This is a genomic window from Streptomyces sp. NPDC003456 (assembly GCF_042878735.1).
Taxonomy (GTDB): Bacteria; Actinomycetota; Actinomycetes; order Streptomycetales; family Streptomycetaceae; genus Streptomyces.
Map to the genome: position 1 here is coordinate 1 of NZ_JBIAOK010000008.1, position 26,940 is coordinate 26,940.

At 73.6% G+C, this 26,940-nt stretch carries 18 protein-coding genes; 6 read left to right on the forward strand and 12 right to left on the reverse strand.

Annotation, left to right across the window (positions count from 1 at the left end):
• Positions 1-412 precede the first annotated feature (412 nt).
• Together ACFYWG_RS29540 and ptsP are read left to right on the forward strand one after the other, a co-directional pair.
• Positions 413-862 carry a PTS glucose transporter subunit IIA gene (locus ACFYWG_RS29540; RefSeq protein ID WP_376334901.1) on the forward strand — a complete coding sequence of 150 codons (450 nt, stop codon included), beginning with the start codon at positions 413-415 and terminating at the stop codon, positions 860-862.
• A gap of 77 nt (positions 863-939) precedes the next feature.
• Positions 940-2,610 (forward strand): phosphoenolpyruvate--protein phosphotransferase, encoded by a 1,671-nt coding sequence (gene ptsP, locus ACFYWG_RS29545; protein WP_389204191.1) that lies wholly within the window; start codon positions 940-942, stop codon positions 2,608-2,610.
• A gap of 129 nt (positions 2,611-2,739) precedes the next feature.
• On the opposite strand, the gene ACFYWG_RS29550 is transcribed toward ptsP, so the two are convergent.
• Positions 2,740-3,633, reverse strand: coding sequence for a hypothetical protein (locus tag ACFYWG_RS29550; protein WP_389204192.1), 894 nt, complete (start codon positions 3,631-3,633; stop codon positions 2,740-2,742).
• 196 nt (positions 3,634-3,829) lie between these two features.
• Entirely contained in the window at positions 3,830-5,797 is a 1,968-nt protein-coding gene (locus ACFYWG_RS29555) for an acetoacetate--CoA ligase (RefSeq protein ID WP_389204193.1), read from the reverse strand.
• Between the two features lie 211 nt (positions 5,798-6,008).
• On the opposite strand from ACFYWG_RS29555, the gene ACFYWG_RS29560 reads away from it, so the two are divergent.
• On the forward strand, positions 6,009-8,375 hold the full coding sequence (locus ACFYWG_RS29560; RefSeq protein WP_389204194.1) for a glycoside hydrolase family 31 protein: 2,367 nt from the start codon (positions 6,009-6,011) through the stop codon (positions 8,373-8,375).
• Positions 8,376-8,377: 2 nt separating this feature from the next.
• Here ACFYWG_RS29560 and ACFYWG_RS29565 read toward each other — a convergent pair whose 3' ends face one another.
• Both ACFYWG_RS29565 and ACFYWG_RS29570 read right to left on the reverse strand, forming a co-directional pair.
• Positions 8,378-8,911 carry an NUDIX domain-containing protein gene (locus tag ACFYWG_RS29565; protein ID WP_389204195.1) on the reverse strand — a complete coding sequence of 178 codons (534 nt, stop codon included), beginning with the start codon at positions 8,909-8,911 and terminating at the stop codon, positions 8,378-8,380.
• 47 nt (positions 8,912-8,958) lie between these two features.
• Entirely contained in the window at positions 8,959-9,768 is an 810-nt protein-coding gene (locus tag ACFYWG_RS29570) for a M15 family metallopeptidase (protein WP_389204196.1), read from the reverse strand.
• Positions 9,769-10,494: 726 nt separating this feature from the next.
• Between ACFYWG_RS29570 and ACFYWG_RS29575 the strand changes: the two genes are divergently transcribed.
• Both ACFYWG_RS29575 and glpK read left to right on the forward strand, forming a co-directional pair.
• A complete protein-coding gene (locus ACFYWG_RS29575) occupies positions 10,495-11,292 on the forward strand; it encodes an MIP/aquaporin family protein (RefSeq protein WP_389204197.1) in 798 nt (265 codons plus the stop codon).
• Positions 11,293-11,311: 19 nt separating this feature from the next.
• Complete coding sequence (glpK, locus tag ACFYWG_RS29580) at positions 11,312-12,832, forward strand: glycerol kinase GlpK (RefSeq protein WP_376334886.1); 1,521 nt, start codon at positions 11,312-11,314, stop codon at positions 12,830-12,832.
• Positions 12,833-12,953: 121 nt separating this feature from the next.
• On the opposite strand, the gene ACFYWG_RS29585 is transcribed toward glpK, so the two are convergent.
• From ACFYWG_RS29585 to ACFYWG_RS29600, 4 genes are all read right to left on the reverse strand, one after another.
• Positions 12,954-13,559, reverse strand: a complete 606-nt coding sequence (locus tag ACFYWG_RS29585) for an ATP/GTP-binding protein (protein WP_389204198.1) — start codon at positions 13,557-13,559, stop codon at positions 12,954-12,956.
• 91 nt (positions 13,560-13,650) lie between these two features.
• A complete protein-coding gene (locus ACFYWG_RS29590; RefSeq protein WP_376334882.1) occupies positions 13,651-14,046 on the reverse strand; it encodes a DUF742 domain-containing protein in 396 nt (131 codons plus the stop codon).
• Between the two features lie 9 nt (positions 14,047-14,055).
• Complete coding sequence (locus tag ACFYWG_RS29595; protein WP_376334880.1) at positions 14,056-14,490, reverse strand: roadblock/LC7 domain-containing protein; 435 nt, start codon at positions 14,488-14,490, stop codon at positions 14,056-14,058.
• Positions 14,487-17,657, reverse strand: a complete 3,171-nt coding sequence (locus ACFYWG_RS29600; RefSeq protein WP_389204199.1) for a nitrate- and nitrite sensing domain-containing protein — start codon at positions 17,655-17,657, stop codon at positions 14,487-14,489. Before ACFYWG_RS29600 ends, ACFYWG_RS29595 begins: the two co-directional genes overlap by 4 nt.
• 418 nt (positions 17,658-18,075) lie before the next feature.
• Between ACFYWG_RS29600 and ACFYWG_RS29605 the strand changes: the two genes are divergently transcribed.
• A complete protein-coding gene (locus tag ACFYWG_RS29605) occupies positions 18,076-18,648 on the forward strand; it encodes a hypothetical protein (protein ID WP_389204200.1) in 573 nt (190 codons plus the stop codon).
• Positions 18,649-18,760: 112 nt separating this feature from the next.
• On the opposite strand, the gene ACFYWG_RS29610 is transcribed toward ACFYWG_RS29605, so the two are convergent.
• From ACFYWG_RS29610 to ACFYWG_RS29625, 4 genes are all read right to left on the reverse strand, one after another.
• Positions 18,761-23,398, reverse strand: coding sequence for a hypothetical protein (locus ACFYWG_RS29610; RefSeq protein ID WP_389204201.1), 4,638 nt, complete (start codon positions 23,396-23,398; stop codon positions 18,761-18,763).
• A gap of 48 nt (positions 23,399-23,446) precedes the next feature.
• Positions 23,447-24,328, reverse strand: a complete 882-nt coding sequence (locus ACFYWG_RS29615) for a hypothetical protein (protein WP_376331501.1) — start codon at positions 24,326-24,328, stop codon at positions 23,447-23,449.
• 124 nt (positions 24,329-24,452) lie between these two features.
• Positions 24,453-25,979 (reverse strand): hypothetical protein, encoded by a 1,527-nt coding sequence (locus ACFYWG_RS29620; RefSeq protein ID WP_389204202.1) that lies wholly within the window; start codon positions 25,977-25,979, stop codon positions 24,453-24,455.
• 164 nt (positions 25,980-26,143) lie between these two features.
• Positions 26,144-26,839, reverse strand: a complete 696-nt coding sequence (locus tag ACFYWG_RS29625) for a GntR family transcriptional regulator (RefSeq protein ID WP_389204203.1) — start codon at positions 26,837-26,839, stop codon at positions 26,144-26,146.
• Positions 26,840-26,940 lie beyond the last annotated feature (101 nt).

Here is a 26,940-nt window from a genome sequence, read left to right on the forward strand (position 1 = left end):
CTGGCGTTGACTTTTGGCACGCTGTTGAGTTCTCAAGGAACGGTCGCTTCCTTTGTACTCACCCTCTCGGGCTTTCCTCCGGGCGCTTCCCTTCGTTGTTCCAAACTCTATCAGTGTTTTTCCGGCCCCCTGACCACCGTCCTGCAGGCATGCAGAAGGTGATCCAAGTTCGGGATCTGATCAGTTTGGTTGCTGCCGGGCCGATGCGCGGGCTCGCGTCGGTCAGCCCCAAGCAGGAGTACGACTGTACACGCGGCTGCGGAGCGCATGCAAATCCCTTTGGGGTATGGTCTAGACCACTTCGGAGTGCCCACGCGGAACCGGCACTTCAGGTGACATACGCTGCTGAACAGTGTGCCGTCCGGTACCTACAGGGACGGCCATACCGATCTCCACCCCTGGGAGGCTTCCCATGACCACCGTGACGTCCCCGCTCGCAGGACGCGCCATCGGGCTGGCAGCCGTGCCGGATCCCGTCTTCTCCGGGGCCATGGTCGGCCCGGGCACCGCCATCGATCCCGTGCGGGAGCCCTCCGAGGCCATCTCCCCCGTGGACGGCGTCATCGTGTCCCTGCATCCGCACGCCTTCGTGGTCGTCGACGAGAGCGGGCACGGTGTGCTCACCCATCTCGGCATCGACACCGTCCAGCTCAACGGTGAGGGCTTCGAACTGCTCGTGAGCAAGGGCGACACCGTCCGGCGCGGGCAGGCCGTCGTGCGCTGGGACCCGGCGGCCGTCGAGGCCGCCGGCAAGTCCCCCATCTGTCCGGTCGTGGCGCTCGAGGCCACGGCCGAAGCTCTCTCCGATCTGCGCGACGACGGCGATGTGAAGGCCGGCGACAGTCTCTTCCTCTGGAAGTGACCCTGGGCCGTCCCGGGACGGCACGTACGACAACCAACGCGGGGGCGGGAGCCGCCGCACTAGCGGAGACGGGTGAGATGGAGACAACGCTGCGAGGCGTCGGTGTCAGCCACGGTGTGGCGATCGGCGAGGTTCGGCACATGGGGACGGCGGTGCTGGAGCCGCCCGCGAAGCAGATTCCGGCCGAGGAGGCGGAGCGTGAACAGGGGCGCGCCCGCAAGGCCGTGGAGGCGGTGGCGGCCGACCTGACGGCGCGGGGCAATCTGGCCGGGGGCGAGGCCCAGGCCGTGCTCGAGGCGCAGGCCATGATGGCGCAGGACCCCGAGCTGATGGCTGATGTGGAACGGCGGATCGCCGTGGGCAGCACGGCCGAACGCGGGGTGTACGACGCGTTCGCCTCGTACCGGGAACTGCTGGCGGGTGCCGGCGAGTACCTCGCCGGGCGCGTGGCGGACCTGGACGACGTGCGCAACCGGATCGTCGCCCGGCTGCTCGGCGTGCCGATGCCGGGTGTCCCGGACAGTGACGAGCCGTATGTGCTGGTGGCTCGTGACCTCGCTCCCGCGGACACCGCGCTGCTCGACCCGACTCTGGTGCTGGGCTTCGTCACCGAGGAGGGCGGGCCGACCAGTCACAGCGCGATCCTGGCCCGGGCCCTCGGTGTGCCCGCCGTGGTCGCGCTGCCCGGTGCCGGTGAGCTGGCCGAGGGCACGATGATCGCGGTGGACGGCAGCACCGGCGAGATCTTCGTCAACCCCAGCGACGACAAGAAGGCGCAGCTCGAGGCGGCCGCCGCCGAGCGGAAGGCCGCGCTGGCGGCGTCGACCGGCCCGGGTGCCACGGCGGACGGCCACAAGGTGCCGCTGCTGGCGAACGTGGGTGGCCCCTCGGACGTCGAGGCCGCCGTCGAGGCCGGTGCCGAGGGCGTGGGTCTGTTCCGTACCGAGTTCCTGTTCTTGGACGACAGCAAGCAGGCGCCGACGGAGGAGAAGCAGGTCGCCGCCTACCGGCAGGTGCTGGAGGCGTTCCCCGAGGGGCGTGTCGTGGTGCGCGTGCTCGACGCGGGTGCGGACAAGCCGCTGGACTTCCTGACGCCGGCGGACGAGCCGAACCCGGCGCTCGGGGTCCGGGGTCTGCGGACGCTGCTCGACCACCCGGAGGTGCTGCGCACGCAGCTGACCGCGCTCGCGAAGGCGGCGGAGGGCCTGCCGGTCCACCTCGAGGTCATGGCCCCGATGGTGGCGGACCGCACCGACGCCCGGGCGTTCGCGGAGGCGTGCCGGGAGGCGGGGCTGCGGGCGAAGTTCGGCGCGATGGTCGAGATCCCGTCGGCGGCGCTGCGCGCCCGTTCGATCCTGCGGGAGGTCGAGTTCCTGTCGCTGGGGACGAACGACCTCGCGCAGTACACCTTCGCCGCCGACCGTCAGGTGGGGGCGGTCTCCCGGCTGCAGGACCCGTGGCAGCCGGCGCTGCTCGACCTGGTGGCGCTGGCCGCCGAGGCGGCCAGGGCCGAGGGCCGGAGCTGCGGCGTCTGCGGTGAGGCCGCTTCGGATCCGCTGCTCGCGTGTGTGCTGACCGGTCTGGGTGTCACCTCTCTGTCGATGGGTGCGGCGTCGATCCCCTATGTGCGGGCGACGCTGGCGAAGTACACGCTGGCGCAGTGCGAGCGGGCCGCCGCGGCGGCCCGGGCGACGGACAGCGCGGAGGATGCGCGCAGCGCGGCTCAGGCGGTGCTGTCCGGCGAGTAGGCAGGCCGTGGACGGCCTGCGAGGCCGGCCGGGAGGGGCGCTTCGCCGGAGGCGGGCGCCCCTCTTCGCGTCTCCCCCCAATCTCTTGCTCGCCCCTTTCTCTATCTCGCCCCTCCCGCCTGTCGGGGTTCAGTGCTGGTGTCCGTGGGGCGGCGGGTCGTCGCCCAGGTCGGGCGGGGCGCAGTAGTCGACGTCGGATTCCGGGGAGATGAGGTCTCCGGTGTCGACGTCGGTGCAGTAGGCGTCGAAGACCTCGCCTGCGGTGAGGGGCCGGAGTCCGTGCTCGCGCAGGCGCCAGCCGTAGACGCGGTCGGGCCTGTCCGGTGCGCTGGTGCGCAGGACGAGGCCGCCGGGGCTCTCGGTGGCCAGGCCGAGCGCCAGGACGGTGGTGAATTCGAGCGCCTCGGTCTCGTCGAAGGCGAGGGAGTCGCCGTCCTGGGTGGTGTGCAGGGCGGCGATGAGGGTTTCGGGTGGTCCGGTGACGCTGCAGACGAGGTGGCGGTCTCCGGGCGGGGCCGTGTCGAGGATGCGGGCCAGCAGGTCGGAGGCGCGGGTGAAGGCGGCGCGTCCGATGTCCTCGCCGCAGGCCGTGCAGGCGCCGAGGCGGGCGAGGAGGGTCGTGGCGTATTCCCAGGTGGCTTGGCGGATTCCCTCGTCGACCAGGGAGGCGAGGAGGTCGGCCAGTGGCTGGCCCTCGTACGGGAGGGTGGGGCCGGTGACCGCGAGCCGGGCGGTGAAGCGGGTGCGGCTCGACGGGTGGTCGGGGTCCAGGCCCTTGTGGGTGCAGTACTCGGCGTATTCCTCGGGGTCGAAGAGGGCCACGGTGGTGTGGCTGCCCTGGAGGGCGCGCGTCCTGAGCAGGCCGCCCTCGACCTGTTTCAGGTAGACCGCGTGGTCGTCGAAGGTGAAGGTGCGGTAGCGCCGCATGGCGCGGAAGTCGTGTTCGTCGGTGATCAGGCCGATGGTGCCGGCGATCTCGCGGCGCAGGACGCGTCGCATGGTCCGGATGTCGGTGTGCGCCATGGTTCCCCCTGTTGCATGTCGATCAATGCTCACTCACAGTAACCGGCGGCACTGACAACGGGAGTCGGTCCGGCGACGGCTGTGGCGGGGAGGGGATGTCATGGCTGGTCGGCGCGGTGACGTCGGCCGGGACACTCGGCGGACGCCCCGGACGGTGAGTGACCGGGGCGTCCGCGAAGGCCGCGGCGTCAGGGGTTCAGGCGCGCTTGCGGGCGATGTCCTCGTAGAAGCTCAGCAGGTCGAGGTTGTCGATGGAGCCCGGGTTGACGGCCTTCTCCAGCGGGGTGCCCTGGAGGAGGCGCTTGACGGGGACCTCGATGCGTTTGCCGGTGAGGGTGTGCGGGACGCCCGGCACCTCGATGATCTCGTCGGGGACGTGGCGCGGGGACAGTTGCTCGCGGATGGTCCGCTTGATGCGGTTCAGGAGGTCCTCGTCGAGGACGGCTCCGGGTGTCAGGTGGACGAAGAGGGGCATCCAGTAGCCGCCGTCGGGCTGTTCGATGCCGATGACGAGGGATTCCCTGATCTCGGGGAGGCGTTCCACGACTTCGTAGATGTCGGCCGAGCCCATGCGGACGCCCTGGCGGTTGAGCGTGGAGTCGGAGCGGCCGTGGATGACGACGGAGCCCCGTGAGGTGACGGTGATCCAGTCGCCGTGGCGCCACACGCCGGGGTAGGTGTCGAAGTAGCTGTCGTGGTAGCGGCTGCCGTCGGGGTCGTTCCAGAAGTGGATGGGCATGGACGGCATGGGGTTGGTGACCACCAGTTCGCCGACCTCGTCGATGAGGGGGTGGCCGCTGGGGTCCCAGGACTGCAGGTCGGTGCCGAGGCAGGGCGCCTGGAGCTCGCCGACGTACACCGGGAGGGTGGGGACGGCTCCGGCGAAGCAGGAGCAGACGTCGGTGCCGCCGCTGACGGAGGCGATCCACAGGTCGGCGCGGACCTCGTCGTGGAGCCAGCGGAAGCCGTCGGGCGGCAGGGGCGAGCCGGTGGTGGCCACGCACTGCACGGCGGAGAGGTCGAAGTCGCGGGAGGGGTGGACGCCGGCCTTGCGGCAGGCCATGACGTAGGCGGCGGAGGTGCCGTAGAGGGTGGCGCCGGTGCGTTCGGCGATGCGCCACTGGGCGCCGGTGTCCGGGTAGCCGGGGCTGCCGTCGTACAGGACGATCGTGGTGCCGGTGAGCAGGCCGGAGACGAGGAAGTTCCACATCATCCAGCCGGTCGAGGTGTACCAGAAGAACCGGTCCTCGGGGCCGAGGTCGCAGTGCAGGCCGAGCTGCTTGAGGTGCTCGACGAGGATGCCGCCCTGGGACTGGACGATCGCCTTGGGCAGGCCGGTCGTGCCGGAGGAGTAGAGCACCCACAGGGGGTGGTCGAAGGGGACCGGCTCGAAGACGGGTTCCGTGTCGGCCGAGGTGAGGGCCGACCATTCGAGGGCCCCTTCGGGTGCCTCGGTGCCCAGGAGCGGGATGTGGACGACGGCCCGCAGGGTGGGCAGTTCGCCGCGCAGTTCGGCGACGGTCTCGCGCCGGTCGTGCTCCTTGCCGCCGTAGCGGTAGCCGTCGACGGTGAACAGGACGACGGGTTCGACCTGCTGGAAGCGGTCGAGGACGCTGCGGGCGCCGAAGTCGGGCGCGCAGGAGGTCCACACGCCGCCGACGGCCGCCGTGGCCAGCAGGGCGACGACGGCCTGCGGGATGTTGGGGAGGTAGCCGCTGACGCGGTCGCCGGGGCGCACCCCGAGGGCCCGCAGCTCGGCGGCGAGGGAGCCGACCTGGCGGCGCAGTTCCGCCCAGGTCACGGGGCGTGCTTCGTGGGTCTCGTCGACGTGGAGCAGGGCCGGTTCGTCCGCGCGGGTGGCGGCGGCGCGCAGGGCGTGTTCTGCGTAGTTGAGGGTCGCGCCGGGGAACCACTGGGCGCCGGGCATGGTGCGGTCGCCCAGCACGCGCGTGCAGGGGGTGGCGAAGCGGACGTCGAACCACTCCGTGACGGCTTTCCAGAAGGTGTCCGGTTGCTCCACGGACCAGCGCTGCAGGGCCGCGTAGCCGCCGTCGGCGGGGGCGGCGTGGTGTTCGGCGGCCCAGGCCTGGAACCGGGTGATCCGTGCCCGGGCGATGCGCTCGGGGTCGGGCTGCCAGAGCGGCTGGGGACTTGCGGTCGACATGGTCGGCTCCCGGACTGTGCGCGTCGTGTGCGTCCTCCGCGCACGGGCTGGGGTGTGCGCGTGAGCGGCTGGCACGGACAATGCCATGTGATCGACTTCGACACCAGGGTGCGCCCCACATAGTCCGTGTCGTGAAGATGTGGTCTTGGCACGGGTGAACGGCAGTTGAACGACACGCCCGCGCGGGGCCGTCAGTGGCAGGGTGAGCAGCATGAACGGTCGTGACCTGGTGCGTTCGGTGAGAGCGGTGGCTTCGGTGGGGGCGGCGCAGGGTGTGCGTACCGTACGGGCAGCGTGGCGCAGGCGGCGGGCCGACGCCACCGGGCTGCCGCCGCGGGGGGCGGAGCGGGCGCGGGTGCCCGGGACCGTGCGGCACGTGGAGCCGGGGCCCGGGGGCGGTGTCGTCCGGTTCGCCCGGTCGGAGCTGCGGGTCCTGGTGGCGGTCAACGGGGCCGTCTTCCTCGGCTGGGACGGGGCGGGGCCGGAGCCGTCGTACGCGTTGGCCGGCCGGTGCCCGGAGCCGGACCCGCGGGCGGTGCTGGAGCCGGACACGGACGGCGGCTGGCGGGTGGTGGCCGAGCGGGTGACGGTCGTGGTCTCGCGGCACGGGGCGGTGGAGGTGCAGACGCCCGGCGGCGTGCTGCTGCGGCGGGACCTGCCACCGCGCTGGTGGGAACCGGTCGGCGGTGGCCCGGGGCGCTGGGCGCAGCGGTCGGAGGTGCCCGCCGACGCCCGGTTCTTCGGGCTGGGCGGGCGCGCGGCCGGGCCGCGGCTGCCCGACGGCAGGTACCGGTTGTGGAACACGGATCCGGGCCGGGCGTTCGCGCCGGGCGACGACCCGCTGTACCTGACGATGCCGGTGCAGCTGGTGGTGGCCGACGGCGGGACGCACCTGGTGTTCCACGACAACGCGTGGGACGGCACGGTCACCCTGCGGCAGGGCGAGGAGGGCGAGGGGTCGGGGCACGACCGGGCCGGGAGCAGCGAGTGGCGGGCGGAGGGCGGCCCGTTGCGCTGCTGGGTCATGGCGGGCACCCCCGCGCGCGTGCTGCTCGCCTGGGCGTCGCTCACGGGAGCGCCCGCGCTGCCGCCGGCGTGGGCGCTGGGCCACCATCACGCGCGGTGGGGGTGCGGCAGCGAGGAGGAGCTGCGGCGGGTCGTCGCGGACCATGTGGAGCGCGGGTTGCCGCTGGACGCCGTGCACCTGGACGTCGATCATCCGGACGCCCACCAGGCGTTCACCGTGGACCAGGACCGCTTCCCGAAGCTGCCCCTGCTGGCCGAGGAGCTGCGCCGGGACGGCGTCCGGCTGGTGTCGGTCGTCGATCCGGCCGTCAGGGCCCGGCCCGGCGACGCCGTGTACGACGCGGGCACGGCCCGGGACGTGTTCGTGAAGGACGTGGCCGGCCGGGTGGTGGAGGGGGTCGCGGGGTCCGGGGAGGCGGTGTTCCCGGACTTCACGCACCCGCGTGTGCGGGAGTGGTGGGGCGGGCTGTACGAGGCGCGGCTCGCGCAGGGGTTCTCGGGCTTCTGGCACGACAGGAACGAGCCGACCTCGTTCGCCGCCTTCGGGGAGACGACGCTGCCGCGGTCGGCGCGTCACTTCCTGGAGGGGCGGGGCGGCGATCATCGCGAGGCGCACAACGTGTACGCCCTGTGCATGGCCAGGGCGGGCTTCGAGGGGCTGCTGAGGCTGGCCCCCGACGAGCGGCCGTTCCTGTTCTCCCGGTCCGGCTGGGCGGGGATGCAGCGCTACGGCGGTACGTGGTCGGGGGACGTGGCCACCGGCTGGCCCGGGCTGCGCGCGTCCGTGGCGCTGGTGATGGGGCTGGGGCTGTGCGGTGTTCCCCACTCGGGGCCGGACATCGGGGGTGCCGCCGGGGAGCCGTCGCCGGAGCTGTATCTGCGGTGGTTCCAGCTGGGCGCCTGGCTGCCGCTGTTCCGCACCCGGGCGGGCCCGGGGGCGGGGCGGCGGGAGCCGTGGGAGTTCGGCCCCGAGGTGCTGGAGCACGCGCGCGCGGCGCTGCTGGAGCGGCGCCGGCTGCTGCCGTACTTCGTGACGCTGGCGCATCTGGCCCGGCGTACCGGTGCGCCCTATGTGCGGCCTCTGTGGTGGAGCGCGCCGGAGGAGCGGGCTCTGCGGGACTGCGGGGACGCCTTCCTGCTGGGTGACGCCCTGCTGGTGGCTCCGGTGCTGGAGCCGGGCGCGGACCGGCGCGTGGTGCGGCTGCCGCGCGGGCGCTGGTACGACGTGGTGACCGAGGAGGCATACGAGGGGCCGGGGCAGGTGCTCATCGACGCGCCGCTGTCGCGGATCCCGGTGCTCGCGCGCGCGGGTGCCGTGCTGCCGGTGCGGGGGGAGGACGGTGGGCTGGAGCTGGAGGTGTGGGCGCCCGCCCGGGGGCGGACCGGCGGTGGGCCGGTCGTGCCGGACGGGGGCGAGGGGTGGGACGAGCCGGAGATCCAGCGCTACAGCGCGCGGTGGGCCGGCGAGCGGGTGGTCGTCGAGCGGGAGGGCGAGGAGGGCGGGGGTGAGCCGCCCTTCCCGGTGCGGCTGCGCGGGGCCGGGGGCCGGTGAGGTCAGTAGCGGCCTTCGAACCAGGCGCGTACCGCCACGGTGTGCAGGGGGAAGGCCAGTTCCTGGGGGCGGCGCAGGAGGTGCCAGCCCTCCGTCTCGTCCGTGGCGGTGGAGACCGGCAGTCCTTCCACGGGGCGTTCGGGGAGGAGGCCGAACAGCAGGAGGTGGCCGTCGGGTGAGCTCATCGCGTCGGCGAGCCGCACGTCGCGGCCGGCCGCGTCGATGCCCGTCTCCTCCTTGAGCTCGCGGACGACGGCGAGCCGCCAGTCCTCCCGGTGGTCGACGAAGCCGCCGGGCAGGGCGATGCCCCCGCGCGCGGGGGCGACGGTCCGCGTGATGACGACCAGGGCGGTGCCCTGGGTGTCGTACACGGGCTGGAGGGCCACCGCCACGGGGAGCGGATTGCGGTAGGCGACGGCACCGCACGCCGGGCAGGTGCGGGGCCAGCCGGAGACGCCCTCTCCGTAGGGCGCGCCGCAGCTCGAACAGTGGGAGTCCGGCGCGGAGTTGGGAACGGAGGCATGAGTTTCGGACACGCGGCGGACTGTAGCCGATCACGGAGAGGGCGTTGCGGGCGGGCGGCTCAACGGCCCCCGGAGAGCGCTGTCGCGGACACGGGGAAGTCGAAGTAGGTGTCGGGGTACGGCTCGGGCTTGAAGGTGTAGTGCCACCACTCCTCGGCCAGGTTCACGAAGCCGGCGCCCTCCAGGGTGGACTTGAGCAGCAGCCGGTTGGCGCGCTGCGGGCCCTGGACGCGCGGGTCGAGGGTGTGCGAGAGGGTGTCGAAGCAGTCGAAGCCGGTGCCCATGTCGACGGAAGTGTCGGGGAAGCGCTCGCCCTGCGGTGCGACGCACGGGACGAGGGGTTCGCCGGGGCGGTAGGGCCGGGTCGGTTTCGCGGGCAGCCGGACGAGGGTGACGTCGAGGGTGGATCCGCGACTGTGGCCGGATTTCTTCGCGATGTAGCCGTCGGCGAACAGACGGCTCTTGTCGACGTTCGGGTAGAACTCGCCCTTCATGGCCTCGTCGTCGAGGTCCTCGGCCCAGCGGACGAAGTGGTCGACCGCGCGCTGGGGCCGGTAGCAGTCGTAGACCTTGAGGCTGTAGCCCTGGCGCAGCAGCGTGCGCTGCGCGGTGCGGAGGGCTTCGGCCGCGGGGCGGGTGAGGACGCACAGGGGCCGGCGGTAGCCGTCGATGCGCTCGCCCACGAAGTTGTGCGCGGTGGCGTAGCGCATCTCCTGGAGGATGGTCGGGTCCACGCTGCGGAGCGCGACGAAGTCCCTCGGTGCCCGCGGTTCGGGCCGGGCCTGGGCCGGGGCGGTGGCGGCGGTGGCCGCCAGCAGGGCCGCGGCGGCGGTGACGAGGGCGCGTGTCACGGTGGTGAGTCGTGTCATGGCCCTTGCGTCTACCAGGGTGCGGCCGGCGGTGGGAAGCAGGGGCACGGAAACGGCCGGCGAGCCGGGTGACGCCCGTGGCCGATCACGGGTCCGGGGAAGGGCGCGCCCCCGGGGCGAGGGGTGCCTCGCTGCGGTCGGGTCGGCGGGCGGCCTCCCTGGCTCGTACCGCTCTGCCTCGTGCGGTTGAGAAACCTGCTGGTCAGGTGGAAGCTGGAGCTGAGCAAGCGACGAGTCGGTGGGGCTGGGAGTCGCCAGCGGCGGCGCTCGGCCGTGGCCGGACACCGTGACAGAGCCGCTCGGTCCAGCCAGGGCCGTGCGGACCCCACAGCCGCGACAGCACGACCTGCGAACAGATCTGAACATTGTCCCGACCGGGCACCGCCCAGGCCGACGACCGGCCGCTCGGCCCGGCTGGCGCCCGGTGGCCGTCGGTCGGCCGTCACCGATGCGGTCGGCGACCTTGACGCCCTTCCGGTGCCGGTGAACACTTCCGGTGTCAGTCGACATCGCCGTCCAAAGGCGGCGTAATCCGGCACGGCGGCGCGTGGTGCGCCAGCGTCAAGGCCCCTTCCCCCACGGGCGGTTCGACTGCGACGGCACGCTCGTCACGGATGCCGGGCGGGGCGCGGGATCTCCCTGCCTCCGGCGGAAGTAGCCATGGGAAACGCACCCTGCACGTGAGGCCCGGGGCGCTCCGTCCCGGGTCACGGCCTAGGAGCCGCCATGAGTAACGGAGACATCTTCTTCGGCGAGTTGATCGGCACGGCGATCCTCATCCTGTTCGGTGCCGGCGTGTGTGCAGCCGTCACCCTCAGGTTCTCGAAGGCCCGGGCCTCCGGGTGGATCGTGATCGCGTTCGGCTGGGGTTTCGCCGTGCTGGCCGGCGCGTACACCGCCGCCCCGCTGTCCGGGGGGCATCTGAATCCCGCCGTCACCCTGGGCCTGGCCGTGGACACGGGCGTGTGGGACAAGGTGTGGATCTACATCCTGGGGCAGATGGCCGGGGCCATGCTCGGCGCCGTCCTGGCCTACCTGGTGTACTTCGCCCAGTTCCAGGCGAACACGCGCAAGGGCGGCACCACCGAGGGCACGGTCGACGAACCGGTCCCGACGCTCGGCATCTTCTCCACGATCCCCGAGATCCGTAACCCGGTCGCCAACCTGATGACCGAGATCCTCGCGACGATCGCCCTGGTGCTGCCGCTGCTGGCCCTGGTGGGCAGCAACCGGCACGTCGAGGGCATCGGCATCGGGCAGATCGTGGGTGAGTCCGACGGCATCTACGGGTCCGGCATCTCGATCCTGCTGGTCGCCTTCCTGGTCGTCGGCATCGGCCTCTCCCTGGGCGGTCCCACCGGCTACGCCATCAACCCGGCGCGCGACCTGGGCCCCCGCATCATCCACTCCATCCTCCCGATCCCGAACAAGGGCACGTCCGACTGGGGCTACTCGTGGATCCCGGTCGTCGGCCCGGTGATCGGCGGACTGCTGGGTGGCGTCATCTACAACGCAGCCTTCTGAACCAGCCCGAGAGGTAGCCATGACGGACAACGCCGCGAAGTACGTCGCAGCCATCGACCAGGGCACCACGTCGAGCCGCTGCATCGTCTTCAACGAGGACGGCGCCATCGTCGCCGTGGACCAGCGCGAGCACCGGCAGATCTTCCCCAAACCGGGCTGGGTGGAGCACGACGCCACCGAGATCTGGTCCAAGACACAGGCGGTCGTGGCCGGGGCGCTGGCCAAGGCCGGGCTGCGGGCCGACCAGTTGAGCGCCATGGGCATCACCAACCAGCGCGAGACGACGCTCCTGTGGGACCGCACCACGGGCAAGCCGGTGCACAACGCCGTCGTCTGGCAGGACACCCGGACGGCGGCCCTGTGCAAACAGCTGGGCGGCTCGGACGGGCAGGACCGCTTCCGCGAGCAGACCGGGCTGCCGCTGGCGACCTACTTCTCCGGGCCCAAGGCGGCCTGGCTGCTGGACAACGTGCCCGACCTGCGGGCGCGGGCCGAGCGCGGGGAGATCGCCTTCGGCACCATGGACTCCTGGCTGATCTGGAACCTCACCGGCGGCACGGACGGCGGGCAGCACGTGACCGACGTGACCAACGCCGGGCGCACCATGCTGATGAACCTGGAGACCCTGCAGTGGGACTCCTCGATCCTCTCGGCGATGAACATCCCGGAGGCGATGCTGCCGGAGATCCGCTCCTCCGCCGAGGTGTACGGCACGGCCGTGGGCCAGCTGTCCGGGGTGCCCGTGGCCTCCGCGCTCGGCGACCAGCAGGCCGCGGTGTTCGGCCAGGCCTGCTACGACGTGGGCACCGCGAAGAACACCTACGGCACGGGCAGCTTCCTGCTGCTGAACACCGGCAACCGCCCGGTCGCGTCGAAGAGCGGCCTGCTGACGACCATGGGGTACAAGATCGGCAGTGAGGCACCGGTGTACTGCCTGGAGGGCTCGATCGCGATCACGGGCGCGCTGGTGCAGTGGTTCCGCGACCAGCTCGGCATCATCCGCACCGCCGACGAGATCGAGCCCCTGGCGGCGAGCGTGGAGGACAACGGCGGGGCGTACATCGTCCCGGCGTTCTCCGGGCTGTTCGCGCCGTACTGGCGTTCCGACGCGCGGGGTGTGGTCACCGGGCTGACCCGGTACGTGACCAAGGCGCACCTGGCGCGGGCGGTGCTGGAGGCGACGAGCTGGCAGACGCGCGAGGTCGTGGACGCCATGTACCAGGACTCCGGGGTGCAGATCACCACCCTCAAGGTCGACGGCGGCATGACGAAGAACAACCTGCTGATGCAGCATCAGGCCGACGTGCTGGACGTGCCGGTGGTGCGGCCCAAGGTCTCCGAGACGACCTGTCTGGGGGCGGCCTACGCGGCCGGCCTGGCCACGGGCGTGTGGAACGACCTGGACGAACTGAAGGCGCACTGGCAGAAGGACGTCGAGTGGACGCCGTCCATGGATTCTTCCGTGCGGGACCGCGAGTACCACAACTGGCGCAAGGCCGTGGAGAAGAGCTTCGGCTGGGAGGAGGGCGAGGACGACTAGCCGCCGGTCCACGCGCGCGTGGCCCCCGCCGTGCGCGCGTGGCCCCCGCCGCCGCCGGTCACGCACCCGCGTCGGCGGTCACGGCTTCCGGATCCTGCCGCGTGGCTGAGCCGGGTGACCGTCAGGTGGTGACGGCCCGGCGGTGCTCGGCGGCCCGGGCCATCGCGTGCTGGACGACGCCGATGAGGGTCTCCTTGACCGATTCCCGGTCGCGGGCGTCGCACATGAGCAGCGGTACGCCGTCGTCCAGGTCGAGGGCCGCGCGGACGTCCTCGGCCGGGTACCGGGGTGCGCCCTCGAAGCAGTTGACGCCGACGAGGAAGGGGATGGAGCGCCGTTCGAAGTAGTCGACCGCGGCGAAGCAGTCCTCCAGGCGGCGGGTGTCGGCCAGGACGACGGCACCGAGCGCGCCCTCGGACAGCTCGTCCCACATGAACCAGAACCGCTCCTGACCGGGCGTGCCGAACAGGTACAGCACGAGGTCCTCGCGCAGGGTGATGCGGCCGAAGTCCATGGCCACGGTCGTGGTGTGCTTGTCCTCCACGCCGCTGACGTCGTCCACCGGGCGCCCGGCCTCGGTGAGCAGCTCCTCGGTGCGCAGCGGTCTGATCTCGCTCACCGCGCCGACGAGCGTGGTCTTGCCCACGCCGAAGCCGCCGGCCACCAGGATCTTGAGCGTGACGGGCTCGACCTGGGGCTTGCCGCGCTCAGAACGCCCGAAGATCATCGCTCTTCTCTCCAGCTCGATGGGGTCGGGCGGCGGGCCGTGGCGGCCGCTGCCCGGGGGGTGCCGGCGGCGCCGTGCGGCCGCCGCGTGCTCACAGGGCCCGCAAGCCGTTGATCACGTCGCGCAGGACGCTCTCGTCCGGCAGCTCGGCCGGGGGCACGGGACGGTTCACGTGCACGAACTCCGCGTCCACGAGGTCTCCGACGAGGACCCGTACGACCCCGATCGGCAGGTCGAGTTCCGCTGCGAGTTCGGCGACGGACTGCGGGTCCTCACGGCACAGTTCGACGATGTCCACGTGCTCCGGGGAGAGCATGTGGTCGGCTTCCGGGTCGTCCGCGTGCGGCTCCGCCACCACGACCGCGATCAGGTCCAAGCGGTGCTGGCCCTGGCTGCTGGTGCGGCCGCGGGTCATGGCGTACGGGCGGACGACCGGTCCGGCCTCGTCGTCGAACCAGTGGTGTGTTCCCTGACCGTCAGCGTTCATGTCATCCCACTACCCGCCTGCGGGCAGATCGGTGCGTGGCGCGGCGCCCAGATGCACGCCCACGCGCTTGACGAGGAGCGTCATCTCGTAGGCGACCTGGCCGACGTCCGAGTCGGCGTCCGAGAGGACGGCCAGGCAGCTGCCGTCGCCGGCGGCGGTCACGAACAGGAAGGCGTCGTCCAGTTCGACGACCGTCTGGCGGACGCTGCCGGCCTCGAAGTGACGCCCCACGCCCTTGGCGAGGCTGTGGAACCCGGAGGCCACGGCCGCCAGGTGCTCGCTGTCCTCGCGGGTGAGGTCCTTGGAGACTCCGGTCGGCAGTCCGTCGCCGGACAGGACGAGTGCCTTGCGGATGCTCGCGACGCGGTCCACGAGGTCGTCGAGGAGCCAGTTCAGCTCGCCCTTGTCGGTCGCGGTGTGGCCGGTCGGCTTCGGTGCGGTCATCGACCGTCCCCCTCTGTCGTTCCTTGTGGTGCTGTGCCGCTGTGGTCGGTGCCGTCCGCGGCGTTCTCCCGGCGGCCGCGCTGCCAGCCGCGCTGGAGCGAGGCCATGCGGCTGCGTACTTCCTCGGCGTCCCGCTCGGGGGGCCCGGCTCCGTCCTCCGCGCGCGGCTCGGCGCTCCGCTTGAGCTGCGGGGCGAGGCTGGCCTGCCGGACGCGGCGGGGCAGGGGCGTGGTGGTGGCGTCACCCGCGGCGGTGGCGTCACCCGTGGCGGTGGCGTCACCGGCGCCCGCGGCGTCGGCTCTGCCGGGAAAGCCGCCGGGGGCGCCGCCGTCGCCTGTGGTGTCCCCCGTACCCGGAGCGTGCCCCGCGCCGGAGGCGCCGCTCGCGCCGGGGGCGTGGTCCCTCCCGGGCGCGGCGGTCTCCGGGCGGCGGGCGCGCTTGGGCAGGGCGGACGGTTCGGGGCGGTCGCCGGAGGGCGGAGCCGGTGTCGCGGCGGGTTCCTCACCGCGGGCCGCCGCGCCGATGCCGCGGCGTGCCGCGTCCGCGCCCCGGCGGCGGGCGGGCAGGGGCGGCGGTGCGTCCGGCCGCGCCTCGCCGCGCGGGCCGGCGGGCGCCGCCGGGTCGTCGGTGCGGCGCCGCGCGGGCAGGGCCGTCGCGGGTCCGGGACGGTCTGCGGGCAGGCCGCTCGCCGGCACGTCCGTGCGGCGGCGGCTCGGCAGCGCGGAGGCGGCCCCGGCGCCCTTGCGGACCGGGCCGGAGCCCTTGCGGACCGCCCCGGCGTCCCTACGGCCCGTCTCGGAGTCCTGGCGCCCCGCCCCGATGTCCGTCAGGCCCGCGTCGGTCTCCTCCTCGTCGGGCCCGGTGCGCCGGGAGCGCTGGTCGGTGACCGGACGGCCGTGGGAACTGACCAGCTTGGGGGTGCGGCGGCGGGACAGCGGGACGGGGCCGCTCAGCGCGTCGTCGGCGTCCGTGCGCTCGCGTGCCGCGCGGCCGTCGGCGGCCCGGCCCCCCAGGTCGTCCTCGGCCCGGACGAGGGAATGGCGGCGGGGCCGGAAGAGGCCTCCTTCTTCGCCGTCCTCGTCGTCCAGGGCGCCGGGGAAGGACTCCAGGTCGACGGGCGCCTCCAGCTCGATGGGCCCGTCCAGCAAGGAGGTGGGCAGGCCGGGGCGTTGCGCGGAGGCCGGGGACAGGGCCGTGCGCCGCGCGTCCTGCGGCTCGCTGTCCGGGGCGAACCGGGGGCGGTCGAGCCGGAACCCGAGGCCGTTGGTGTCCGGCACGTCGTCCGTCAGCAGCGCGTCGGGGATGAACACGACGGCGGTGGTACCGCCGTACGGGGACGGCTGCAGGGAGACGCGGACGTTCTGCCGCTGGGCGAGGCGGCTGACCACGAACAGGCCGAGCCGGTCGGTGTCGGACAGCTCGAACTCGGGTGTCTCGGCGAGCCGGAGGTTGGCGTCCAGGAGTGCCTCGGCGGCCATGCCGAGGCCGCGGTCGTGGATCTCCAGGGTGAAGCCGTTGGCGACGCGTTCGCCGACGACCTGCACGGCGGTGTGCGGCGGGGAGAACACCGTGGCGTTCTCCAGGAGTTCGGCGACCAGGTGCGTGAGGTCGGCGACGGCCGGGCCGGTGACGGCGATGCGCGGCAGGCGGCGGACCTCGATGCGCTCGTAGTCCTCCACCTCGGCGACGGCGGCGCGGACGATGTCCATGAGCTGGACGGGCTTGCGCCACTGGCGGGAGGGCGCGGCGCCGGAGAGGATCACGAGGCCCTCGGCGTGCCGCCGCATACGGGTCGTCAGGTGGTCCAGGCGGAAGAGGTCGGCGAGTTCCTCGGTGTCCTCGGTGCGGCGCTCCATCGCGTCGAGCAGGGTGAGCTGCTTGTGCAGCAGGACCTGGCTGCGGCGGGCGAGGTTGACGAACACCTCGGAGACGCCGGCGCGCAGTTCGGCCTGCTTGACGGCGGCCTCGACGGCGGCGCGCTGGAGGGTGTTGAGGGCCTGGCCGACCTCGCCCATCTCGTTCTTGTCGTACTCCAGGCGCGGCACTTCGGTCTCGACGTCGACCTGTTCGCCCGCGGACAGGCGGCGCATCACGCTGGGCAGGCGCACGCCGGAGGCCTCGTGCGCCTCCAGGCGGAGCTGCCGCAGGTCGCGGATGAGGGAGCGGCCGACACGCACCGACAGGAACAGGGAGAGCAGCAGGGCGATCAGGCCGAGCGCGCCCGCGACGACGACCTTGGCGATGACGCCCACGGCCACCGGATGCACCCGGTCCTGATAGCGGTCGTTGGCCCGGTCGTTGAGCGTGGCGAGCTCGTCCAGCAGGTTGCCGGCCGCGCTGTCCCAGCTCCTGGCGGTGACGCCGCGGGGCGTACCGGGGCCGGAGTTGAGGGCGGCCTCCTCGGCGACCCGCAGCGGGGCCGAGGAGGCGTTCTTCCAGAAGCGTTCGTAGCGGTCGCGTTCGGCTACGGGCAGCAGCTGGAGGTTGACGTCGTACATCAGGGTGCGCTGGGCGACGAGGTCGGAGATGTCGCGCCCTTCGGAGCGGGAGATCCTTCCGACGACGAGGGCGGAGCCGAGCAACGCGTCCTCGCGGGCGAGCAGTTCGCGGGCGCGGGCGAGGTTGACCAGGGCGCGGTACTGCTTGTCCAGTTCGGTGTTGTCGACGACGTGCAGGTTGGTCAGCAGGACGTAGCAGGGGTCGACCAGCCGGTTGTAGAGGTCGAGGGCCTGCGCGCGGTCGACCGTGCCGTCCTCGACGCTGCGGCGCAGCGACTCGATGCCCGCGAAGGCGTCCAGCACCGCGGTCAGCCGCTCGCGGGTGTCCTCGCCCATCGCGTCGCGCACCTCCGGGTCGCGGGCGTTGCCGCGGATGCCGGCGACGGCCTCGTCGGTGGCGGTGCGGCTGCGCCGCAGGGCGGCGAGCCCGTCGGAGGCGCGGGGGTCGGCGAGGTGGACCAGGGTCTGGCGACGTTCCTCCTGCAGGACGCGGACGGTGTCCTCGATCGGATACCCGATCTTCTCCACCACGGTCGACACGTGGAACAGGTCGCTCGCCTCACGTCCGGTGAGGACCGTGGCGAAGGCCCAGATCGCGGTCAGGGACACCAGCGGCACGAGAAGCAGCGCCACGATCTTCCGGCGGATGGACTTCCCGCGAAAGCGCATGGCCTCCCCCAGCTCGGCCCCCGGGGCTACCGGGGGTACACGTGTGCGTCAACAAACGGCGCGAGCCTACTACCGACGCGCGGGGAACTCGAAGACCCGACCGGAGGCCGAAGTTCCACGCCGGGCGCGCAAGATGGGCAGTTGTCCGGGCATTGCGGGAGTTGTCTCCCCGGAACCGGTGGTGACGGTGCGGGCCATCTCCGTGCCCGGCCACGGTGGTTGGCCGGAATTTTTCGGTATCGGGAATCTTCGGGACGGGTCGTTCGTCCTTCTCTGTGGGAAATGGGGGCGGAATCGGCCACAGGAGCCGCATCCCGCACCTGGGCGGCGTAATACAGCGCAAGCCGGGCAGCCACTGGGGAGTACGTGTCTTCGGATGCGGATGAGAGGGCTGCCGGCGGTGGGGAGTGACACGGTGATGGGCACGGCGGAACGGCGCGAGGCGCCCGAGGTCGCAAGGGCGCAGGTGACGGGGCATCGGGACCCCGGGCTGATCGATCGCGACGATCCGGTCGCGGCGGCGCCGGCGGCGACACCCGGCACCCGTTCCGGTGCCGGCGCGGGTCCCGGGAGGGGCCGGGAAGCACGCGAGCAGCTGTCCTACCGGCCGCTGTGGGTCGAGGAGTCGGCACGGCGGCGCAGGTTGCCGGATCCCGTCCGCACGGCGGCCGTCCGGGCGGTGCTCCTCATAGCCGTGACGCTGCTTCAGGCCATGGTGGCGTTCCTGTGCACGATGGCCGGCTCCTGGCTTGCCTTCCCCATGGTCATCAGCAGCGTGGTCAGCACGATCGTGGCCACCTGGGGCGCGCTCGACGTGTGGGTGACGCGCCAGGTCTGGAACCAGCGCCACGGCGTGGTCTCCGCGCCCAGCAGTACGGCACGCGCGCTGCGGCGGGAGCGGCGCCGGGCCCGGCGCCAGGCGCGCGTCACCGAGCGGGCGCAGGGCCGGATACGCCGCCGTGGCGCGGCCGGGCAGTTGTCGCATTCGTGAACCGAGGCGCGCCCCGAGGGGCGCGCCGGGCCCGGCGTCCCGCTCCACGCGAGGCCGGGCCTCGACGGCGTGACCGGTGTGAGCGGCCGGCCGCGCCGTCGCCCCGGGACTGCTAGGACGTCGCGGACGCCGGGCGCTTGTACATCCTGGTCGCGGTGATCTCGCTGTGGACCGCCTCGCCCGCCTGGGGCTGCTGCGGCAGGCCCGGGCGCAGGTGCTCTTCCACGCTGATGTATTTCAGGCCCGCCCTGAGGTCGGCGTCGTTGCGCATCCGGATGACCAGCGGGAACTCCGCCAGCGCGGTCGTGTCGAACAGGCCCGTGGTGTAGAGCAGCTGCACACCGAGGGCGTCGGACACGGCGCGCTGGAGCTCCAGCAGGTAAGTGGCGTTGGCCCGCCCGATCGGGTTGTCGAGGAACAGCGTGCCCGCGTGCCGGTGCTTGTCGCGGCCGCGGTCGTTCGAACGCAGCGCGGCCATCGTGCAGTACAGGGCGATGGCGGCGGTGAGCAGCTGGCCGCCGGAGAAGACGTCGCCCATCTGCCCGACGGGGACACGCTCGGCGCGCAGCACCGCGTCCGGCTTGAGGATCTCGACGGCGACGCCCTTGGGCTGGAGAGCTGCGGCGACGCCCCGCAGCAGCAGGGACATGCCGTCGCGTCGCAGGTCGGAGTTCTTCTTCACGGCGGAACGGGTCGCCTCGTCGATGACCTCGCCCAGCCGCTCGGTGAGGGTGGCCTGGTCGGGCTCCTCGAAGCGGATGCGGAGGAACTCCTGCCCCGACCACTCCCCCAGTCCCTCCGGCAGCCGGGAGAGCCGCTGGGCCGAGCGCAGGGTGGCCAGGGCCGACTCGACCAGTCCGCGCAGCCGGTCCACGATCGAGTCGCGGTTGCGCTCCAGCTGCTCCAGCTCGTCGGTGAGGACCCGCAGCCGGGGCGCGAAGGCGTCCGCCCACTTCTGGGCGTGCTCGGGCAGCGCGGAGGCGGGCAGTTCGCGGATCTGCTGGCGGGCCGGGGTGCGGACCTGCTCGAAGCGCGTGGAGTTGGCGTGCCGGACGAGGACGTCACCGGCCTCGCGGAGCGCGGCCTCGGCGGCCGACAGGTCGGCGGCGCAGCCGCGCAGCGAGCGGCGGGCCTCGGCGGCGGACTGCCGGGCCTCCTCGGGGCTGCCCGGGTACGGCTCCGTCTCCTCCTGCTCCTCGTCGGTGCCGTGCTCGCGCAGCAGGTCGCGGAGCATGGCGGCGATCTCGTCGAAGCCGCTCGCCGCGTCCTCGGCGGCGCGGTGGGCGTCGAGGAGCTCGGCGTGGGCCTCGCGCGCCTGGCTCAGCGCCTCGGTGCGGGAGGCCAGTTCGGCCGTCGCGGTGCGCAGCAGCGCCTGTGCGTGCTCGGCGTCGCGCGGCTGGAGCTCCTCGGGCAGGTCGGTGTGGGTGTCGCCGTCCTCCGGGGCGAGGCGCTCGGCCTCTCCGCGCAGCCGCCCGAGCTGCTCGCTCGCGGTGGACATCCGGGTCTCCAGGAGCTGCACCAGCTCCTCGGCACGGGCGGCGGCGGCCTGGCGGCTGGGTCCGTCGGAGCCGTCGGGTGACGCCAGGAGCTGCTCCGCGCGGGTGCGGACCTTGTTGCTGAGCCGGTCCAGCTCGGCGCGGGCGGCGCTCTCGTCGCTCTCGGCGCGGGCCTGCTCGGCCCGCAGGTCCGCCCCGACGCCGACCTTCTCGTACACCTGGGAGGCGGCCCGGTAGGCCTCGCGCAGGGCGGGCAGGGAGCTCTTCGAGGGCTGCGCGTCGTCCTCGGGCACGTCGTCCGGGGCGCCGGCGATCTCGGCGCGCTCGGCGCGCAGGGCGCGGGCGGTGCGGCGGGCGTCGTCGGCGGCGCGCTGGGCGCCGCGCCGGTCCTCGTCGGCGGCCCTCGCCCGCTCCAGGCAGGCCTGGGCGCCGGCCTCCGACTCGGCCGCCTCGTCGGCGAGTTCCCGCAGTTTCACCTGCCAGCCGGCGCGCTCGCGGAGCCGGAAAGCGAGGCCGGCGAGGGCGTCGGCGGAGCGGCGGGCCTTCTGGGCGGCCTCCTGCCGTTCGTCCCGCACGTGCGCGGCCTCCGCGGCGGCCTCGTCGGCCTCGGCCCGCACCGCGCGCGCCTCGGCGAGCTCGGCCTCCGACTCCTCGGCGAAGGCACGGGCGTCGTGTGCCGCCCGGGCCAGTTCGGCCAGCCGGCCGGACGGGCAGCCGGTGCGCCAGGAGGCGAGCCGGGCGGCCAGTTCGCGGTCCTTGCCGAGCCGGGCGGCGAGGCTGCGGATCTCCTGGTCGCGCTCGGCCGCACGGGCGCGCAGCGCCTGGCGTTCCTCGTCGGCGGCGTGCTCGTCGTGCATGGCGGGGTTCGGCGGGACGAGGAACACGCCGCCGTCGTCGGTGTCCGGGGCGGGCGTCGGGGCGAGCAGGGCGGCGGCCGTGCCGACGGCCACGGCGGACCTCGGCAGCAGCGCGGCGTCGCCGAGGGCCTCCCGGGCACGGGCGTGGGAGCCGGGATCGGTGATGATCACGCCGTCGACCAGTTCCGGCCGGGCGGCCAGGACACGGGCGTGGTCGGCGGGGTCGACGGCCTGGGCGAGGTAGCGCCAGCCGGGCAGGGCGGGGATGCCGTGCTCGCCGAGGAACTCGACCGTGGCGAGCACGTCGGGGCCCGGCGGCAGCAGCCCGCCGTCACCGAGGGCGCCGAGGATGCGGGCGTCGTCGGCGGCAGCGGTCCGCAGGTCGAACAGCTGCCGTTCGGCGGAGGAGACGGCGTCGTCGAGGAGGGCGCGCAGGTCGTCGGCGCAGCGGTCCAGTTCCTCCGCGGTGAGGCCCTGTTCGCCGGAGGCGGCGGGCGGGGCGGGCTCCTGGTCGGCGCCGTGGCGGGGCTGCGGGATGCCGGGGCGGGGCTCGGGGGCCAGGCCCAGCAGTTCGGCGAGCCGCACCTCGCCGGCCAGCGCCTCGGCGGTGCGGCGCTCGGCGTCGTAGGACCGCTCCGCCGCGGTGGCCGCGTCGGCCGCGCGGGCCGCGGTCAGTTCCGCGCGGGACTCGCCGGCGGCGGCCTCGCGGGCGTGCTCGGCGGCGCGGCGGGCGGCCTCGCGGGCGGAGTCCCAGGCTTCGACGGCGCTCTTCTCGGCGTCGCTGGCGGCGAGGGCCGCGCGGGCGGGGTCGGCGTCTGGGGCGCTGTCGTCGAGCCAGCCGGCCCGGACCGCTTCCGCGGTCTCCTGCTCGACCTCGGCGAGGCGCTGCTTGAGGTGCCCGATCTCGCTGCGGGCCCGCTGGGCCTGGGTGGCGGCGGCGGTGGAGTCGCGGTAGGCCGCGTCGCTGACCTCCTGGAGGGCCGCGGAGCGCTCCTCCTCCTCGTTGGCGAGGCTCTCGGCGCTCTCGGCGGCCGCGTGCAGGGCCCGTACGAGGTCGACGGCCGCCTTGGCGCGGGCGGCCAGCGCCGGGGCGGCGTCCCGCTCGGCCTCCTGGATCGCGGCGGACACGCGGGCGGCGCGGTCGGAGGCCGCGCGGTGGCGCAGGACGGCCTCGGCGGCCTGCCACGCCGCGTACAGGGTGCGGGCGTCGGCGAGTTCGCGCTTCTGCGCGGCGGCGGACTTCTCGGCCGCGGCGAGCGCCAGGGAGGCGTGCCGGTAGGCGAGTTCGGCGGAGACGAGGGCGCTGCGCTCGCGGGCGGACTCGGCGTGCGTGACGGCGTACGCGGCGGCCGTGACGCGCTGGGCCAGGTCGGCGGCGCGGGCCCGCTCCCGCACGCCGCGGGCGGACAGCCTGCGGGCCAGGGTCCGGGTGCGGCGCTCGGCGCCGGTGTGGACGTCGCGTGCGCGTGCGCGGGCGTCGGCGGCCTCGACGATCCGCCCGAGCAGGTCGACCGACCCGGCGGTGAAGTCGCGTTCGGCCATCAGCTCGGAGCGCCGGCCGAGCTTGTTGCCGAAGCCGCTGACCAGGTCGGCCAGCCCGTCGGTGTCGCGGGTGTCGGTGACCGCGCGCAGCAGCAGGTCGGTGAAGTCGGCGTCCTTCTTCACCGCGAAGAGGCCGGCGGCCTCGCCCTCGTCGGCGTTCATCTCCCGCTGGTAGCGGAAGAGTTCGGGGTCGAGGCCGAGGTCGCCGAGGTGCTCGATCCAGCGGTCGTGGATCTCCTCCCAGTGCACCTCCAGGTGCGGGTAGGTCTTGCCGGCCTCGGTGAGGGCGTCGCGGAACCCCTTCATCGTGCGGCGCCGCCCGCGCGCGCCCGACTGGCCTTCGACGGGGGCACGCACGGCGGTGGACTCGGCGACGGGCAGGTTGTCCAGGCTCAGTCCGGGTCCGGGCCGGAAGGAGTACCAGGCTTCGGCGAACTTGCGCGGGTCGTTGGAGACCTGCCGTCCGCGCCACTCGCTGACCTTGCCGACGACGACGCACTCGCCGGTCAGTACGTGCTGCCACTCCAGCGCGACGTGCCCGCAGTCGTCGGCGAGCAGGAACTTGCGCAGCACGCCGGAGCTGGCGCCGCCCAGGGTGTTGCGGTGGCCCGGCAGCATCACGGAGAAGATCAACTTGAGCAGCACCGACTTGCCGCCGCCGTTCTCCAGGAAGAGCACGCCCGCGGGGGCCGGCCGGCGCGGCGGGCCGACGGGCTCGTCCTCGAAGAACTCCGCCTGCGTGGGCGCGGGGTCGGGCACGACGTCGCCCACGCCCCGCAGGTCGAGCACGGTGTCGGCGTACCGTGCGCCGGCGGGCCCGATGGAGTAGAGGCGGACCCGGGACAGCTCGTACATGGCGGACTCTCGTAAGTCTTCGTGGGGCGGGGGGTGAGCGGGTGGCGGTCAGGAGGAGTGGAAGGGCAGTCCGGCGTCGGCGACCAGCTCCAGGTCGTCGCCCTCCTCGGGGGGCAGCAGCGTCGGGGTGCCGTCGGTGACGGGGACGACGCCCAGCTCCAGCAGCTCGGCCAGGGCGGCGCTGCCGGCCAGGTCGCGGACCTGGAGCTGGTAGCGGGCGGTGGTGCGGTAGGTGCCGCCGTTGTCGTCGCCGGTGCGCTGGAGGAAGCCCGAGTCGGTGAGGAAGGCGACGGCCTTGGCGACGATGCCGGTGGTGGAACCGGCGAGCCGGCGGGCGTCCTTGGTGGCGCCGGTCGCGCTGCGCCGCACCCAGATCCGCCAGGCGGCCTCCAGGCCGGGCGCGTCGGTGACCGGGTCGGTGTTCTCGCCCTGCTCGGCGGCGCGTTCCTCCAGCCGGTGGCAGGCCTGGCGCACGAAGGCGTCGACGCCGTTGACCGTGACGCGGCCGATGTAGCCGTCGTCGGAGAGGTCCTCGGGGCGCGGGAACGCCAGGGCGGCGACGGCGAGGTGGGCCAGTCCGTGCAGGAACCGGTCGCCGCCGTCGGCGGAGGTGCGACGCGCGTAGTCGCCCATGCGGACGGCGAACACGGAGTCCTCGGCCGCGGTCACGGCCATGCCGGCGCGCGGGGAGACCTCCAGCACGATGAGCCCGAGCCCGGTCGCCACGGCGTCGGCGAGCCGGGCGAACGGCGGGTCCTCCCGGTAGCGCCGCAGCAGGTCCGCGTACTCCTGGTCGCGGGCGGGCTGGAGCTTGGGCTGCAGCCCGAAGGACACCAGCCGGGCCGCGTCGGCGGCATCGGCGGGGGTGACGGCGGCGGTGGCCGCGGGGGCCGGGCCTTCCGGCTCACTCCACTCGACGTGCTCGCTCACGGCGTGAACTCCTCGATCCTCATGACGTACGTGCGGGCGCCGTTCCCCGGCACCGGGGGGTGCGGGAGGGGCCGGGCCTCCCGGGACGACGGGGCGGCCCCTCGGCGGCTCGTCGGTCCGGGCATCAGGCGGCCTCCGTCCGGTCCGCCGCCATGCCCGCCGCGTCCAGCAGCGCGGTGCCGACGATCAGGTCGGCGCCCCCGAACTCCTCGTCCTCCAGCTCGGTGCCGTCGTCGACGGCGAACAGCAGCTTCTGCTCGCCCTGCCGGTAGGCCGTGCCGACCGGCGGGCTGGCCGCGTGCACGGCCAGCAGCGCGACGAGGTAGGGCAGCTCGGGGTCCCGGCGGCGGGCCTCGGCCAGCAGTCCCGAGAGGCGGCGCGGTGCGTCGGCCGGCAGGTCGAGCAGCTGCTGCGCCGCCGCCATCTGCTCCTCGCTGAACCGGCTGTCGTCCGGGGTGGCGATGAGGTCGGGCTCGGGCATCTCGGCGCCGAGGTGCTCCCGCTCGACGGGCGGTGTGAGCAGTATGTCGACGAGGTCGGTGACGCGGACGGACACCGGCGTCCGCAGCCCGGTGCCCCGGCCGAAGAAGGCGTCCGTGACGCGCACGGCCTGCTCCAGCGGCAGGGGCAGCACCGGCGAGAGCACATGCCCGTAGAGGTCTGTCCCCGAGGCGGCCCTGGGGGCGGCGAAGGCCTGCCGGTCCTGCTCGGCGCGGAAGAGGGGCCCGGCCTCCAGCAGCCGGGACTGCAGCTGGGTGTGGCGCCGGATGCAGTCCTTGACGATGTCGACCAGCTCGGCGGCGCGGCGCTTGTTCTCCGGGTCCTCGGACTCGTCGCGCGCCTTGCGGATGTTGGTGAGGATCGCGTTCTCGTGCCGGTAGCGGTCTGCCACGTGCTCCAGGGCCTCGGCGATCATGTCGGGCACGGCGGCGAGCCAGTCGACCGCGCGGACGTTGCGCCGGGTGGCGTCCAGGGCGCGGCGCAGCGTCTCGGAGTACTGCACGGTCCGGTAGCGGGCCTGTTCGGCCGCGAGCTGGGCGTCGGCGAGCCGGCCGCGGCTGATCAGCACCTCCAGCTTGACCTCGGCGGCGATCTGCGCGCTCGTGACGTCGGTGTCGAGGGCGCCGACGAGGACGTTGACCGCCTCGTCCGTGGTCCGGAGGTAGACCTGGCCGCCGGGGCCGGGGACCTCCTCGATCAGCTTGAAGTCGTAGTCGCGCCGCACGTACGTGCCGTCCGCGCCGAACGTGCCGTACACGGCGCGGAATCCGCGGTCGACGCTGCCGACGTTGATCAGGTTCTCCAGGACCCAGCGGGCCACCCGCTCGTGCTCGGCGGCGGGGCGCTGCGGGGCCTGGGCGGCGATGCGCGGGACGAGGCGGGCGACGATCTGGTCGTGGTCGGCGCCCGTGTCGAAGTCCATGTTGAGGGTGACGAGGTCGATGGCCGCGAGGGCGACCTCCGCCATGCCGTACACCGAGTACTCACCCGCGAGGTTGGCCTTGCGCGCGTCCAGGTCGTGCAGGGGCGCGGTGCAGGCGAGCGCGCGCAGGCGCCGCGCCAGGCCCTCGTCGGCGGCCGGCCCCGGAGCGGGACGCGGCCCCGCGCTGAGCTGGGGCGGAACGCTGTCCGTCGATGCAGGCGAAGTCACGGTGCACAGACTAGGTCCTGGGTCTGACATCAGCCCAAACGACGCGGTACGCCCCCGCGGCGGCCCGGGCCTGCCGGGCCCTCGGCCACCGTGGCCGGGGCCCGGCACGCCTCAGCCGTCGTCACCGACCCGCCACGCCTCAACCGTCACCGACCCGCCGGGCCTCAGCCGTCGTCGCCGACCCGGCGCCGGTACACCTCGACCACACGCCGGAGCGAGTCGTCGAGGTAGCCCGCGAGGAGGCGTTCGGCCTGCGCACGGTCCCCCTCCTGAAGTGCCTGGAGGATGGCGACATTTCGTGCGATGTACGGTTCGTGCAGCCGCTGCGGCTCGTCCACGACATGGAAGGCCAGGCGCAGTTCGGCGAAGACGCTGCGCATCAGCTCGGCCGTGCGCTCGCTCCCCGACAGGGCGACCAGCTCCCGGTGGAAGTGGATGTTGGCCGTGCCCACGCTTTTCCAGTCACCTTCCCGGGCGGCGGCCTGCCCCTCCTCGACCGCGCTAGCGAGCCCGTCGAGACGGTGGGGCGGGTCGCCGAGACCCCGCACGACCGCGCATTCGACGAGCCGGCGGGTGCGGTAGATGTCCTCGACGTCCTCCACGGTCAGGACCCGGACGAAGACGCCCCGGTTCAGCTCGTGGACGAGCAGGCGCTCGTGGGTGAGCAGCCGGAACGCCTCGCGCAGCGTGTTGCGCGAGACGCCGAGCGCGCCGCCGATGCTGTCCTCCGACAGCCGGGTGCCGGGCGGGAAGTACCCCTCGGCGATGCGGCTCCTGAGGATGTCCGAGACCCGTTCCGCGGTGCTGGTGCGCCCCAGGAGAGCCCGGTCGTCGGCGAGGTCCTTCAGCTGCTCTGCCATGCCGGGATTCAATCGCACATCCCAGGAACAACCAACATGGGTATTGAGGGATCGTTGAACAATCCTCTACGGTGCCGGACAGGGCGCCGCGTCCCCACCCG

Excerpts from the sequence above, each read along its gene's own strand:
- ACFYWG_RS29540 (WP_376334901.1), top strand. The coding sequence starts at position 413 with ATGACCACCGTGACGTCCCCGCTCGCAGGACGCGCCATCGGGCTGGCA.
- ptsP (WP_389204191.1), top strand. The coding sequence starts at position 940 with ATGGAGACAACGCTGCGAGGCGTCGGTGTCAGCCACGGTGTGGCGATC.
- ACFYWG_RS29550 (WP_389204192.1), bottom strand. The coding sequence starts at position 3,633 with ATGGCGCACACCGACATCCGGACCATGCGACGCGTCCTGCGCCGCGAG.
- ACFYWG_RS29555 (WP_389204193.1), bottom strand. The coding sequence starts at position 5,797 with ATGTCGACCGCAAGTCCCCAGCCGCTCTGGCAGCCCGACCCCGAGCGC.
- ACFYWG_RS29560 (WP_389204194.1), top strand. The coding sequence starts at position 6,009 with ATGAACGGTCGTGACCTGGTGCGTTCGGTGAGAGCGGTGGCTTCGGTG.
- ACFYWG_RS29570 (WP_389204196.1), bottom strand. The coding sequence starts at position 9,768 with ATGACACGACTCACCACCGTGACACGCGCCCTCGTCACCGCCGCCGCG.
- ACFYWG_RS29575 (WP_389204197.1), top strand. The coding sequence starts at position 10,495 with ATGAGTAACGGAGACATCTTCTTCGGCGAGTTGATCGGCACGGCGATC.
- glpK (WP_376334886.1), top strand. The coding sequence starts at position 11,312 with ATGACGGACAACGCCGCGAAGTACGTCGCAGCCATCGACCAGGGCACC.
- ACFYWG_RS29585 (WP_389204198.1), bottom strand. The coding sequence starts at position 13,559 with ATGATCTTCGGGCGTTCTGAGCGCGGCAAGCCCCAGGTCGAGCCCGTC.
- ACFYWG_RS29590 (WP_376334882.1), bottom strand. The coding sequence starts at position 14,046 with ATGAACGCTGACGGTCAGGGAACACACCACTGGTTCGACGACGAGGCC.
- ACFYWG_RS29595 (WP_376334880.1), bottom strand. The coding sequence starts at position 14,490 with ATGACCGCACCGAAGCCGACCGGCCACACCGCGACCGACAAGGGCGAG.
- ACFYWG_RS29600 (WP_389204199.1), bottom strand. The coding sequence starts at position 17,657 with ATGCGCTTTCGCGGGAAGTCCATCCGCCGGAAGATCGTGGCGCTGCTT.
- ACFYWG_RS29605 (WP_389204200.1), top strand. The coding sequence starts at position 18,076 with ATGGGCACGGCGGAACGGCGCGAGGCGCCCGAGGTCGCAAGGGCGCAG.
- ACFYWG_RS29610 (WP_389204201.1), bottom strand. The coding sequence starts at position 23,398 with ATGTACGAGCTGTCCCGGGTCCGCCTCTACTCCATCGGGCCCGCCGGC.
- ACFYWG_RS29625 (WP_389204203.1), bottom strand. The coding sequence starts at position 26,839 with ATGGCAGAGCAGCTGAAGGACCTCGCCGACGACCGGGCTCTCCTGGGG.